At 65.9% G+C, this 12,500-nt stretch carries 15 protein-coding genes (1 of these 15 running past the window's edge); 6 read left to right on the top strand and 9 right to left on the bottom strand.

What is annotated here, in order from left to right; genetic code table 11:
- Nucleotides 1–845, bottom strand: part of the annotated coding region (locus tag AC1DY5_RS19545) for a sodium-translocating pyrophosphatase (RefSeq protein ID WP_478113960.1) (this coding region is incomplete at its 3' end). Its footprint begins 1,132 nt before the window's first position; 845 of its 1,977 annotated nt are in view.
- A gap of 256 nt (nt 846–1,101) precedes the next feature.
- Between AC1DY5_RS19545 and ppa the strand changes: the two genes are divergently transcribed.
- Nucleotides 1,102–1,629 carry an inorganic diphosphatase gene (gene ppa, locus AC1DY5_RS19540; protein ID WP_478113958.1) on the top strand — a complete coding sequence of 176 codons (528 nt, stop codon included), beginning with the start codon at nt 1,102–1,104 and terminating at the stop codon, nt 1,627–1,629.
- Between the two features lie 48 nt (nt 1,630–1,677).
- Here ppa and AC1DY5_RS19535 read toward each other — a convergent pair whose 3' ends face one another.
- Both AC1DY5_RS19535 and AC1DY5_RS19530 read right to left on the bottom strand, forming a co-directional pair.
- Nucleotides 1,678–2,859: a GNAT family N-acetyltransferase gene (locus AC1DY5_RS19535; RefSeq protein WP_478113956.1), complete on the bottom strand. Its 1,182-nt coding sequence runs from the start codon at nt 2,857–2,859 to the stop codon at nt 1,678–1,680.
- An 11-nt stretch (nt 2,860–2,870) separates the two neighbouring features.
- Nucleotides 2,871–3,809 (bottom strand): DMT family transporter, encoded by a 939-nt coding sequence (locus tag AC1DY5_RS19530; RefSeq protein ID WP_478113954.1) that lies wholly within the window; start codon nt 3,807–3,809, stop codon nt 2,871–2,873.
- 107 nt (nt 3,810–3,916) lie between these two features.
- Here AC1DY5_RS19530 and AC1DY5_RS19525 point away from each other — a divergent pair, with 107 nt between their 5' ends.
- On the top strand, nt 3,917–5,611 hold the full coding sequence (locus AC1DY5_RS19525; RefSeq protein WP_478113952.1) for an NAD+ synthase: 1,695 nt from the start codon (nt 3,917–3,919) through the stop codon (nt 5,609–5,611).
- Nucleotides 5,608–5,946, top strand: coding sequence for a P-II family nitrogen regulator (locus AC1DY5_RS19520; protein WP_286368035.1), 339 nt, complete (start codon nt 5,608–5,610; stop codon nt 5,944–5,946). Before AC1DY5_RS19525 ends, AC1DY5_RS19520 begins: the two co-directional genes overlap by 4 nt.
- Nucleotides 5,947–6,080: 134 nt before the next feature.
- On the opposite strand, the gene AC1DY5_RS19515 is transcribed toward AC1DY5_RS19520, so the two are convergent.
- From AC1DY5_RS19515 to AC1DY5_RS19490, 6 genes are read right to left on the bottom strand one after another with little or no spacing between them, the layout of a single operon-like run.
- Entirely contained in the window at nt 6,081–6,671 is a 591-nt protein-coding gene (locus tag AC1DY5_RS19515) for an LOG family protein (protein WP_478113950.1), read from the bottom strand.
- A 19-nt stretch (nt 6,672–6,690) separates the two neighbouring features.
- Nucleotides 6,691–7,080 carry a diacylglycerol kinase gene (locus AC1DY5_RS19510; protein ID WP_478113948.1) on the bottom strand — a complete coding sequence of 130 codons (390 nt, stop codon included), beginning with the start codon at nt 7,078–7,080 and terminating at the stop codon, nt 6,691–6,693.
- Nucleotides 7,077–7,634 carry an RDD family protein gene (locus AC1DY5_RS19505; RefSeq protein ID WP_478113946.1) on the bottom strand — a complete coding sequence of 186 codons (558 nt, stop codon included), beginning with the start codon at nt 7,632–7,634 and terminating at the stop codon, nt 7,077–7,079. Before AC1DY5_RS19505 ends, AC1DY5_RS19510 begins: the two co-directional genes overlap by 4 nt.
- Nucleotides 7,635–7,641: 7 nt before the next feature.
- Nucleotides 7,642–8,382 (bottom strand): DUF3106 domain-containing protein, encoded by a 741-nt coding sequence (locus AC1DY5_RS19500; RefSeq protein ID WP_478113944.1) that lies wholly within the window; start codon nt 8,380–8,382, stop codon nt 7,642–7,644.
- Between the two features lie 13 nt (nt 8,383–8,395).
- A complete protein-coding gene (locus tag AC1DY5_RS19495; RefSeq protein WP_478113942.1) occupies nt 8,396–8,830 on the bottom strand; it encodes a DUF3619 family protein in 435 nt (144 codons plus the stop codon).
- Nucleotides 8,827–9,393 (bottom strand): RNA polymerase sigma factor, encoded by a 567-nt coding sequence (locus tag AC1DY5_RS19490; RefSeq protein ID WP_478113940.1) that lies wholly within the window; start codon nt 9,391–9,393, stop codon nt 8,827–8,829. Before AC1DY5_RS19490 ends, AC1DY5_RS19495 begins: the two co-directional genes overlap by 4 nt.
- Before the next feature lie 285 nt (nt 9,394–9,678).
- On the opposite strand from AC1DY5_RS19490, the gene AC1DY5_RS19485 reads away from it, so the two are divergent.
- The 3 genes from AC1DY5_RS19485 to AC1DY5_RS19475 form a co-directional block, all read left to right on the top strand.
- Nucleotides 9,679–11,463 carry an acetolactate synthase 3 catalytic subunit gene (locus AC1DY5_RS19485; protein ID WP_478113938.1) on the top strand — a complete coding sequence of 595 codons (1,785 nt, stop codon included), beginning with the start codon at nt 9,679–9,681 and terminating at the stop codon, nt 11,461–11,463.
- A 127-nt stretch (nt 11,464–11,590) separates the two neighbouring features.
- On the top strand, nt 11,591–12,082 hold the full coding sequence (ilvN, locus tag AC1DY5_RS19480) for an acetolactate synthase small subunit (RefSeq protein ID WP_068683703.1): 492 nt from the start codon (nt 11,591–11,593) through the stop codon (nt 12,080–12,082).
- A gap of 42 nt (nt 12,083–12,124) precedes the next feature.
- Nucleotides 12,125–12,500: NAD(P)-dependent oxidoreductase (locus tag AC1DY5_RS19475; RefSeq protein WP_478113936.1), on the top strand; the 376-nt coding region annotated here is incomplete at its 3' end.

Genomic DNA, 12,500 nt, shown 5'->3' with positions numbered 1-12,500 from the left:
AAGCAGCCGATGATCGACGCGATGATCGACACGCCGCCCAGCGCCAGTGGATACAGCACCGCGTTGACCGGCGCCGCCGCCACCATCAGCGCCCCCAGCACCATGGTGGCGATCAGCGTCACGGCATAGGTCTCGAACAGGTCGGCCGCCATGCCGGCGCAGTCGCCCACGTTATCGCCCACGTTGTCGGCGATCACCGCCGGGTTGCGCGGATCGTCCTCGGGAATGCCGGCCTCGACCTTGCCCACGAGGTCGGCGCCGACGTCGGCGCCCTTGGTGAAGATGCCGCCGCCTAGGCGCGCGAAAATCGAGATCAGCGAGGAGCCGAAGGCGAAGCCGATCAGCGGATTGAGCAGGCTGGCGAGGCTCTTGTCGGGCGTCAGGTTGCCGTTGCCGGCCAGGAACCAGTAGAAGCCCGAGACGCCAAGCAGCCCCAGGCCCACCACCAGCATGCCGGTGATCGCGCCGCCGCGAAAGGCGACGTCGAGTGCCGGGCCGATGCCTTGGGTCGCCGCCTGCGCGGTGCGCACGTTGGCACGCACCGAGACGTTCATGCCGATGAAGCCGCAGGCGCCCGAGAGCACCGCGCCTATCACGAAGCCGACGGCCGTGGTGGCATCGAGGAAGATGCCGATGAGGATCGCCAGCACCAGGCCGACGACCGCGATGGTGCGGTATTGCTTGGCCAGGTAGGCCGCCGCGCCGGTCTGGATCGCCGCCGCGATCTCCTGCATTCGGGCGTTGCCCGGGTCTTTCGAAAGTATCCAGCTGCGCGCCCAGAAGCCATACGCCACGGCCACCAGGCCGCAGACGATGGCTAGGACGAGAGGGGTGTTGCCAGTCATGCCTTGCTTCTCCAGTCGTTCGTTGTAACTAGTGGAGACGAAAGCCCGACCCTGTGCGCAACGCGTACGGGACAGAGCTTCCGCCGCGTTGCTTCCTCGAAGCCCCGATGCCGCGAAGGGCAGGGACCGATTGGCCAACGGAGGCAATTTACAGGCAAAAACGCGTTTGTGTGCGACTGTGCCGTGACATGGAAAGTAAACTTCGGGTTTGTCCGCATCCCGCGAACAACACTTTCAACTACTCCAAAGACAGACCATGTCCCTCGGCAAAGTTTCCCCCGGCAAAGACGCACCCGAAGCATTCAACGTCGTCATCGAGATTCCGATGAACGCCGACCCGATCAAGYACGAAGTCGACAAGGAGTCGGGCGCGATCTTCGTCGACCGCTTCATGACCACCGCGATGCATTACCCGACCAACTACGGCTATGTGCCGCAGACGCTGTCGGGCGACGGCGATCCGGTCGACGTGCTGGTGATCACGCCCTGGGCCCTGGTGCCCGGCGTGGTGGTGCCTTGCCGGCCGATCGGCATCTTGATGATGGAAGACGAGGCCGGTATCGACGGCAAGGTGCTGGCTGTGCCGACCGACAAGGTGCTGCCGATCTACAGCCACTGGAAGAAGGTCGAGGACGTGAATCCGATGCGCCTGAAGGCCATCACGCACTTCTTCGAGCACTACAAGGATCTGGAAGCCGGCAAGTGGGTCAAGGTGCTGGGCTGGGAAGGCATCGATGCCGCGAAGAAGGAAATCATGGACGGCATCGCGAACTTCAAGAAGTAAACGCTGCCGTAACGAACGACGCCTCGCAGTGCTTGCCGCGAGGCGTTTTCATTGCGATTCGGCGTGGCGGAACGGACTGCGTTCGCCCAGGTGGTCGAGGTAGTTCTCGATGCCCGCGCCTTCACGCTCGAGGAAGCGTTCCACCGCATCGGCGAAGGCGGGATGCGCCAGCCAGTGCGCGCTGGTGGTGCGCACCGGCATCAGCGCGCGGGCCATCTTGTGCTCGCCTTGCGCGCCGCCTTCGAAGCGTCCGACGCCGTGTTCGATGCACCACTGCAGCGGCTGGTAGTAGCAAGCCTCGAAATGCAGGCAGTCGACACGCTCGAGCGCGCCCCAATAGCGGCCGTAGGCGATCAGCGGCGCCGGCGAGTCGTCGGCGCCGCCCAGGCCGGCTGACAGCGCGATCAGGCTGCAGGCGATCGGCTTGCCTTCGCGCTCGGCGACGAACAGCAGCCAGGCTTCGGGCATGGCGGCCGCCATGCGATGGAAGAAGTCGCGGTTCAGGTAGGGCGGATTGCCGTGTTCGCGGTAGGTGCGGGCGTAGCAGCGGTAGAAGAAATCCCAGTCGGCCTCGCGGATGTCGGTACCGCGCGCCCAGCGGAACGTGACGCCCGCGTCACGCACCTTGCGGCGTTCCTGGCGGATCTTCTTGCGCTTGTCGTGCGCGAGGCTGGCGAGGAAGGCGTCGAAGTTCGGCCAGTCTGCATTGTTCCAGTGGAATTGCACGGTGTGGCGCAGCATCAGGCCGGCTTCGGAGCAAGCCCCGATGTCCTCGTCGGCGCCGAACAGCAGGTGCAGCGAGGACAGTTCCTCTTCCTTGCACCAGGCGACCACGGCCTGCACCAGCAGGGTGCGGCTTTCGGCATYGCGCGCCAGCAGGCGGGCCCCCGGCACAGGGGTGAACGGCACCGCGCAAATCGCCTTCGGGTAGTAGGCCACTCCGTGCTGTTCGTAGGCGTTGGCCCAGGCCCAGTCGAAGACGTACTCGCCATAGGAATGGTCCTTGAGGTAGAGCGGGCAGGTCCCCATCAGCCGCTTGCCGCGCCACAGCGTGATGAACTGCGGCGTCCAGCCGCTGGCCGGCGAGGCGCTGCCGCTGGCGTCGAGCGCAGCCAGGTAGGCGTGGCGCATGAAGGGGGAGGGCGCGGGCTGGAGGTCCAGCAGTTCGTCCCAGGCGGTGGCGTCGATCTCGGACGGCGAGCGGTGGATGCGGACGATCGGAGTGGTCAAGGGCGTAGGGGTCAGCGCTTGCCGGGCCCGAAGGACTCGGCGATGAAGATGCCGCCGAGCACCAGGGCCAGCGCGAACGCATGGTATGCCGACAGCGGCTCGCCGAGGATCACGACGGCCAGCAGCGGCCCGAAGATCGGCACCAGGTTGAGGAACAGGCCGGCCCGCGCCGGGCCGATCGCGCCCACCGCCTGAATGAAGAAGATCTGCGAGACGAAGCTCGGCAGCAGGCCGATGAAGACGATCAGCGCGATGCCGGTGGCCGTCGGTATGAAGAAGCGTCCCATCGCCACCTCCGCCGCCAGCAGCGGCAGCGAGGTCAGGGCCGCCACTACCGCGGTGGCGGCGAAGAAGACGATCGCCGGCACCTGCGGGCGATTGCGCAGGCCCAGCGCATAGCCCGCGTACAGCAGGCAGGCCACCACCATCCAGACGTCGCCGACGTTGAAGGCGAGATCAGCCAGCAGCGCGAACTGTCCGCGCGACGCCACTACCACGATGCCGGCCAGCGTCAACAGCACGCCGACGACCTGCAGCGCACCGATTCGGCTGCGAAAGAAAAAAGAGCTCCCGATCAGCACCAGCACCGGAATGGTGCCCTGGATGATCGCGATGTTGATCGCCGTGGTGTGGTGTGCCGCCGAATAAAAAAGCGCGTTGAAGCCGGTGAAGCCGAGCATGCCCATCAGCGTGATGGACAGCCAGGATGGCCGCAGGGCGTGCCAGTGGGCGGCGATCTCGCGCCGCGAGGTCAGCGCGAGCGCGGCGCAGCAGACGATCCAGCGCGAGAAGGTCAGCATCATGGGCGACACCTCGCCCGCCGCCAGCCGGGCCGCCACGGCATTGGCGCCCCAGGTCAGGGTCGCCAGCACGAGCAGCAGGTAGGCCTGGCCCTGGGGTAGCGGCAGAACGGCGTTGGTGAATCTGTCGGAGGAGGAACCTGTGGGCATCGCCCGCCGAGGGTAACAGCCCGCGTCGCCTCGCGTGGAACGGGCCTTGCATGCCATGGCCGGCGAAGGCCGATGACATAATCATCCAGCCCTTTTTTGATCCAGACATGACCCTGAAACTCGCCATCGCGCAGCTCAATTTCGTGGTGGGCGATCTCGCCGGCAACGCCCGCAAGATCGTCGATGCGGCGCGCGACGCCTACGGCCAGGGCGCGCGCCTGTTGCTCACGCCCGAACTGTCGATCTGCGGTTATGCGGCCGAAGACCTGTTCCTGCGCCCGGCCTTCGTCACCGCCTGCGACGACGCGGTGCGCGCCGCGGCGGCCGAGCTGGCCGATCTCGACGGCATGGTGGTCGTGGTGGGGCATCCCACCGGCCGCAGCATTCGCAGCCGCTCCGTCGCGGTGCAGTTGCGCCACAACGCCGCCAGCGTGCTCAGCGAGGGCCGCATCCTCGACACCTACGCCAAGCGCGAACTGCCGAACTACCAGGTGTTCGACGAGCGCCGCTATTTCACGCCGGGCGAGGGGGTCTGCGTGTTCGAGGCCGGCGGCGTCTCGGTCGGCCTGCTGATCTGCGAGGACGCCTGGTTCGACACCCCGGCCCTGCTTGCCAAGGAGGCAGGCGCCGAGATCCTGGCGGTCATCAATGCCTCGCCCTTCCATGTCGGCAAGGAGGGCGAGCGCAGGGTGCGGATGGCGGAGCGGGCCGAAACGGTCGGACTGCCGCTGGTCTACGCGCACCTGGTGGGCGGCCAGGACGAGGTGGTGTTCGACGGCGCCTCTTTCGCGCTCGAGGCCGATGGCACGACGGCGCTGCAGGCGGAAAGTTTCAAGGAGCGGCTGGTGTTCGCGCAACTCGAGCGCCGAGAAACCGGTGTCGGATTCGTGCGCGGCGCCGCCGCCGTGGCGTCGCCGCGCGAGTCCGAGGCCCAGCTCTGGGACGCGCTGGTGGTGGGCGTGCGCGACTACATCGGCAAGAACGGCTTTCCCGGCGCGATCCTCGGGTTGTCCGGCGGCATCGATTCGGCCCTGGTGCTCGCCATCGCAGTCGATGCGCTCGGGAAGGACCGGGTCCGCGCGGTCATGATGCCGTCGCCCTACACCGCGGACATCAGCTGGATCGATGCCCGCGAAATGGCCGGGCGGCTCGGCGTGCGCTATGACGAGATCTCGATCCGGCACACCTTCGAATCGTTCCAGGGCGCGCTGGCCGAAGAGTTCAAGGGCCTGGCCGAGGACACGACCGAGGAAAACCTGCAGGCCCGCATCCGCGGCACCCTGCTGATGGCAATGTCGAACAAGTTCGGATCGATCGTGCTGACCACCGGCAACAAGAGCGAGATGGCGACCGGCTACTGCACGCTCTACGGTGACATGGCGGGCGGTTTCGCGGTCATCAAGGATCTGCTGAAGACCACCGTGTTCGCGCTGGCACGCTGGCGCAACGCCCACGATCCTTACGGAACCGGCACCGAGCCGATCCCGGAGCGGATCATCACGCGACCGCCCAGCGCCGAACTGCGGCCTGACCAGACCGACCAGGACAGCCTGCCGCCCTACGAGATCCTCGACGGCATCCTGGCCCGCTACATGGAAGACGATGAAGGCATCGACGAAATCATCGCGGCGGGCTACGAGCGCGCCGTAGTCGAGCGGGTGGCCCGCCTCATCAAGATCAACGAGTACAAAAGACGCCAGGCGCCGGTGGGTATCCGCGTGACCCATCGCAGTTTCGGCAAGGATTGGCGCTACCCTATCACCAGCAAGTTCAACGAAACCGCCGGAAGAAAGTCCCTATGAAGCAAATCACCGCCATCCTCAAACCGTTCAAGCTCGATGATGTGCGCGAGGCGCTGGCCGAGGTCGGCGTCACCGGACTTACCGTCACCGAGGTCAAGGGCTTCGGCCGCCAGAAGGGCCACACAGAACTCTACCGCGGGGCCGAGTACGTGGTCGACTTCCTGCCGAAGATGCGCGTCGAGGTGGTGGTCAACGAGGCCGACGTCGAGCGCTGTGTCGATGCCATCGTCAGCGCCGCGCGCACCGGCAAGATCGGCGACGGCAAGATCTTCGTCACGAATGTCGAGCGCGTGGTCCGCATCCGCACCGGCGAAGAGGACGAAGCCGCTGTATAGGGCTCGCCCCCAGGTTGCCCGGCACTTCGTGTCCGGGCGCCCACCCTCCGCCGGGGGCGACGCCAGCGGGCCGGCGGAGCCGGTTCCGCGGTGTCTCACCAACGAGGGCCTGGCTGCGCCGGCCCTGCGTTCGTTTACAGGACTTCTGCGAGCTTGTCGCTGCCGGGGTGCTTGCGGGCCTCTTCGGCCAGGGCTTCGAGGAGCGCGGGGGCATCGGTGCCGGTGCGCACCAGGCCCATCTGCCAATCGCTCATGAAGCCTTCGCGCACGCTCTGGATCAGGAAGGCCAGCATTCCGTCGTAGTAGCCGCCGGCGTTCAGGATGCCGACCGGCTTGTCGTGGTAGCCGAGCTGGCGCCAGGTCCAGATCTCGAACAGTTCCTCGAAGGTGCCGATGCCGCCCGGGAGCGCCAGGAAGGCGTCGGCGCGCTCGCCCATCAAGGCCTTGCGCTCGTGCATGGTGTCGACCACATGCAGCTCGTCGCTCAGGCGGTTGGCGAGTTCCTTGTCGACCAGGGCCTTCGGGATGATGCCGACCACCCGGCCGCCGGCTGCCCGCGTGGCCTCGGCCACGGTGCCCATCAGGCCCGTGCGGCCGCCGCCATAGACCAGTTGGCCGCCGCGCTCGCCGATCCAGCGGCCAACCGCTTGCGCTACGGTCGTGAATTCAGGTCGCTCGCCGGGGCGCGAGCCGCAATAAACGCAAATCGAGAAATTGGGAGTCATGCCCCCGATCATGCCGCGCCTAGATGACGCGTTGCCACAGGGCGGCAATCCAGACGCCACAGCACAGCAGGATGGACAGCAGCACCGCGGCGCTGCCGAGATCCTTGGCGGCCTTTGACAGCGGATGCCATTCCGGGCCGATGCGATCGATGGCGTTCTCGATGGCGCTGTTGAGCAACTCGACGATCAGCACCAGCATCACCGTGGAGATCAGCAGCGCCACTTCGACCCAGCTGCGGCCGACCCAGAAAGCCGCTGGGAGCATCACGGCGGCGCAGATGAGCTCCTCGCGAAAGGCGGCCTCGCGAAAGGCGGCGCGAAAGCCGTTGACGGAGATCAGGGCGGCATGCCAGACCCGAACGAGTCCACGCCGCAAGGCCTGCGGGTTGGCCGGATCGGGCCCGCTCATCGCCGGCTCATGGCTTTCGACGTGATCAGCCGGGTTCCGGCCCAGGCGTCATGCCAGAACTGGCGCTCCGGGTGGAAACGGGCGAGCAGGGCCCAGACCGCGACCCAGCCGAGGACCAGCACGGCGGCTTCGCCCCCCCCGAGCTTGAACGGCGCGATCAGAGCCAGCGGCGGCAGGAACCAGACCCAGCTCAGCAGGTAGCGCCCCAGCGCGCGGCCCTGGCTCAGTGGTCGGCCTTGGCGATCGACCACGCGGATGCCCCAGGTTTTCATCGCCAAGGTCTGGCCTTTGGACCAGAAGAAGACGAAATAGACGCCGAAGACGACAAAAAGGAAGGCTTGGAGCAAATGCCGGCGCGAGTCCATGGCATCCCGCATCTGGCCCAGGGTGCTGAAAAGCCAGCCGGCGACGAACACCACCGCAAACAGCAGCATGCCTTCGTAGAGCCAGCAGGCCATGCGGCGCCAGAGACCGGGCGTGGCGAGGGGCGGGGCGATGGAATCGGCGGCCGCAGCCGGCGTAGGTCCGTTGGGACCGGAGGAACGGGCTGCCATGCGTCGATCAGGGCGCCGAGGAGGGCTGCTCGGTCAGGCGAACCGGGGGCGTGGAGGCCATGGGCGGCTCGGTTGCCGGCGCGTTTGCGGCGGGTGGCGGCACTTGCGCCTCGGCGGACACGGGGGGCGAGGGCGGCGCGAGCTGGATGCGCGGCGTATGTTGCGGATCGGGTCCGACGGCAGGCAGCGGCACCAGCTTCTGGGCCGGCACGGGCCGGATGGTGGCGGCTGCCCCGGGTGGCGCGACAGCCGCGGCTCTGGCCGCCAGCCGGCTCTTTTCCTCGTCGCTGAGGGCCTGGTAGGCCTCCCATTTGGCCTTGCGCTCGTCGGCGGGCAGGCGCTTCGCATCGGCAAAATTGAGGCGCGCCTGGGCCCGTTCCCGATTGCTCAGCTTGGTCCACTCTTCCATGCGGCTGTGCAGGATCTCCTGGTCTGCGGCCGACATCTCCGCGTAATCGCGCACGATCACAAGCCATTTGCGCTTATGCGGCTCGGTCAAYTCGTCCCAGGTGGACGCAAGCGGTGCCAGCGCGCGTTGCTGCCGGCTACTCAGGTCGCGCCATGCCGGCTTGGCGACCTGGGTGGCCGGGCTCGGCGTCTTGGCAGGGTTTTGCGCCTCGGCGGAGGTCGCGGCCAAGCCCCCGAGTCCTCCCACCGCCAGCATCGCTGCGACCCAGAAGCCGGCCGCGGCCGCACGGGCGCGTGTCGTACGCAGCGCCTGGAGGCAAGAGGAGGGAGAGCGCAGCATTCGTGGCAGGGACTCAGTGCTCGGTTGCGTCGCTGGTCTTCAGGAATTGCGCGAAGCCAGGGTCGGTGTAGGCGGCAGGCGGCAGGTCGTCGGTCAGCAGGGCCGAATCGACTTCCGCCAGTTCGTTGGTGCGGTGGTCCTCCTGGATCACGCTGATCGCCATCAGTCCTGCCACCAGCGCCACCAATGGCAGCACCGAACCGATGCGGGTCCACCAGCCGCCGCCGAGCGCCGCGGCGCGGCCGCTGGACACCACCACCGGTGCCGGGCGGAATTGCGGCACCGTCTTGCGGCGGGCCACCGCCTGCACGCGGGCTGCGCGCAGGCGCTCCCCGATTTCATGCGGGAGCTCGAGGCTTCCGGCGGACAGGCGCGCTGCGACCCGGCGACCAAATTGCTCTTCGAAGGCAACAGGGGTCCCAGGCGGGGCGGAGAATGTTGGTTTCATAGCGAAATTCCCTTGGCTTTGAGCGCCTTGCTCAAGGCGTGAACGGCCCGCGAACAATGGGTCTTGACGCTCCCTTCGGAGCATCCCATCGCGGCAGCCGTCTCGGCGACGTCCATTTCCTCCCAGTAACGCATCAGAAAGGCCTCGCGTTGACGCCCGGGCAGTGCGGCGATCTGTTCCTCGATCTCGCGGAAGACCTGGGCCCGCCGGGTACTGTCTTCGGCGCTCTCGCTTTCGCGTGTGTCGGTCGGCGACTGGACATGCTCCAGCAGATCGAAATCACCGTCGTCGTCGGTCGACTCGAAGTCGCTGAGGTTGGAAAACAGCGCCCGCCGCGTCTTCTGCCGTCGGAACCAGTCGAGCGTGCAGTTCGAGAGGATGCGCTGGAACAGCATCGGCAACTCGTTGGCCGGTTTGTCGCCGTAGTGCTCTGCCAGCTTCATCATGCTGTCCTGCACGATGTCGAGGGCCGCCTCCTCGTCCCGCACGTGGTAGACGGAACGCTTGAATGCCCGTCGTTCGACGCTCTTCAGGAAGTCGGAAAGTTCTTTGTCAGTGGCCAAGCGAATCTGGCGCGAAAAAGTGCGCCGAGTGGGGAAGTGTCTCTAAAACGTTTGTCTTTTTGTCGTCGCGAATTATGCCTCCGCGGCCGATTGGGCGTTTCAGGGGGTCAAGGCGCCGTCCGCGCATGTCATAATCCGCCTTGCAAGTCAAAAGGCAAACGGGTCAAGGTCCGGCGGTATACAGATACGCCCATGGCTTTGGCCTCAAGTCCTGACGCGGCTTCAAAAGAGCTGGCGGAGGGGCACCCAAGGTTTTTCGTTCCCGAAAAAACGCAAAGGTTCATCATGGAAATCTCGAAGGCGGAACTCGCTTCCGCAGCAGCTGCATCCTCCGGGATGCGCAATCAACCCCAAGAACTCATGGGCGCCGAAGTGCTGGTCAAGGCACTTCAGGCCGAAGGCGTCAAGTACGTCTGGGGCTACCCGGGCGGCGCAGTTCTCTATATCTACGACGCGTTCTACAAGCAAGACAGCATCCAGCACGTGCTGGTGCGTCATGAACAGGCCGCCGTGCATGCGGCCGACGGCTATGCCCGGGCCACCGGCGATGTCGGCGTCGCGCTGGTCACCTCCGGGCCGGGCCTGACGAATGCCGTGACCGGCATCGCGACGGCCTATATGGATTCGATCCCGATGGTGATCATCTCGGGCCAGGTGCCGACCGCGGCGATCGGGCTCGACGCCTTCCAGGAGTGCGACACGGTTGGCATCACGCGGCCGATCGTCAAGCACAACTTCCTCGTCAAGGACCCCAGGGACCTGGCGATGACCATGAAGAAGGCCTTCCATATCGCGCGCACCGGCCGACCGGGTCCGGTGGTGGTCGACGTGCCGAAGGACGTGTCCTTCAAGAAGGTTCCTTACGCAGGCTATCCCGACAAGGTCGAGATGCGTTCGTACAATCCGGTGCGCAAGGGCCACGGCGGACAGATCCGCAAGGCGCTGCAACTGCTGCTGACGGCCAAACGCCCGTACATCTACACCGGCGGCGGCGTGTTGCTGAGCAACGCCACCAACGAGCTGCGAACCCTGGTCGACATGCTCGGCTACCCGGTCACCAACACGCTGATGGGCCTGGGCGCCTATCCGGCGAGCGACCGCAAGTTCCTCGGCATGCTGGGCATGCACGGCACCATCGAAGCCAACAACGCGATGCAGAACTGCGACGTACTGCTGGCGGTGGGCGCGCGCTTCGACGACCGCGTGATCGGCAACCCCAAGCACTTCGCGCAGAACGAACGCAAGATCATCCACATCGACATCGACCCGTCGAGCATCTCCAAGCGCGTCAAGGTCGACATCCCGATCGTCGGCGACGTCAAGGACGTGCTGACCGAGCTGATCTCGATGATCCGCGAAAGCACCACCCGGCCCGACGCCRGTGCGCTGGCCAGCTGGTGGAGCACCATCGAGGAATGGCGCGGCAAGGACTGCCTCAAATACGACCGCGGCAACAAGGAAGTGATCAAGCCGCAGTACGTGATCGAGACGCTCTGGAACATGACCAAGGACGCCGACACCTACATCACGTCCGACGTCGGCCAGCACCAGATGTGGGCGGCGCAGTACTACCGCTTCGACGAGCCGCGGCGCTGGATCAATTCGGGTGGCCTGGGCACGATGGGCGTGGGCATTCCGTACGCGATGGGCATCAAGCTCGCCAAGCCCGAGTCGGAGGTGTTCTGCGTCACCGGTGAAGGCTCGGTGCAGATGTGCATCCAGGAGCTCTCCACCTGCCTGCAGTACAACACCCCGATCAAGATCTGCTCGCTGAACAACCGCTATCTGGGCATGGTTCGGCAGTGGCAGGAGATCGAGTACTCGGGCCGCTACAGCCACAGCTACATGGACGCGCTGCCCAATTTTGTGAAGCTCGCCGAGGCCTATGGCCACGTCGGCCTGCTGATCGAGCGGCCGCAGGACGTGGAGCCGGCATTGCGCGAGGCGCGCAAGCTCAAGGACCGCACCGTGTTCATGGATTTCCGCACCGACCCGACCGAGAACGTGTTCCCGATGGTCAAGGCCGGCATGGGCATCACCGAGATGCTGCTCGGTTCCGAGGACTTGTAAACAGACGACAAGCCGGTCCACAGTGGGCCGGCCCTTCATCAACCTAATTCCTGGCGAATCTATTGTCCGTCGAGCCCGCGCATTACCGTGCACGGGRGAGGGCGGCGAAAAGAGGAGTCCTGCTGACATGAAACACATCATTGCCGTGCTGCTCGAGAACGAGCCCGGTGCACTCTCCCGCGTCGTCGGCCTCTTCTCGGCCCGCGGCTACAACATCGAATCGCTGACCGTCGCGCCGACCGAGGATGCAAGCCTCTCGCGCATGACCATCGTCACGGCCGGCTCGGACGACGTGATCGAACAGATCACCAAGCATCTGAACCGGCTGATCGAGGTCGTCAAGGTCGTCGATCTGACCGAGGGCGCCTACACCGAGCGCGAGCTCATGATGGTGAAGGTGCGCGCGGTCGGCAAGGAGCGCGAAGAGATGATGCGGATGGCGGAAATCTTCCGCGGCCGCATCATCGACGTGACCGACAAGAGCTACACCATCGAGCTCACCGGCGACCACGGCAAGAACGACGCCTTCCTCGAAGCCATCGACCGCGGCGCGATCCTCGAGACCGTCCGCACCGGTGCCAGCGGCATCGGCCGCGGCGAGCGCATCCTGCGCGTCTGACCCCCCTCATCCACACCACCGAATCAACGAAGGAGCACTCTCATGAAGGTTTATTACGACAAGGACGCCGACCTCAGCCTGATCAAGGGCAAGACCGTCGCGATCATCGGCTACGGCAGCCAGGGCCATGCGCACGCGCAGAACCTCAACGACAGCGGCGTGAAGGTCGTGGTCGGCCTGCGCAAGGGCGGCGCTTCCTGGCCCAAGGTCGAGAAGGCCGGCCTCAAGGTCGCCGAAGTGGCCGACGCCGTGAAGTCGGCCGACGTGGTCATGATCCTGCTGCCCGACGAGCAGATCGCCAGCGTCTACAAGAACGACGTTGCGCCCAACATCAAGGAAGGCGCTTCGCTGGTCTTCGCACACGGCTTCAACGTGCACTACGGCTTCGTGCAGCCGCGCGCGGACCTCGATGTCTGGA

The sequence above is a fragment of the Variovorax sp. P4_D9 genome, assembly GCF_056401695.1.
Note: the sequence above shows the minus strand (reverse complement) of the source record. Positions and strands in the feature narration are given on the sequence as shown.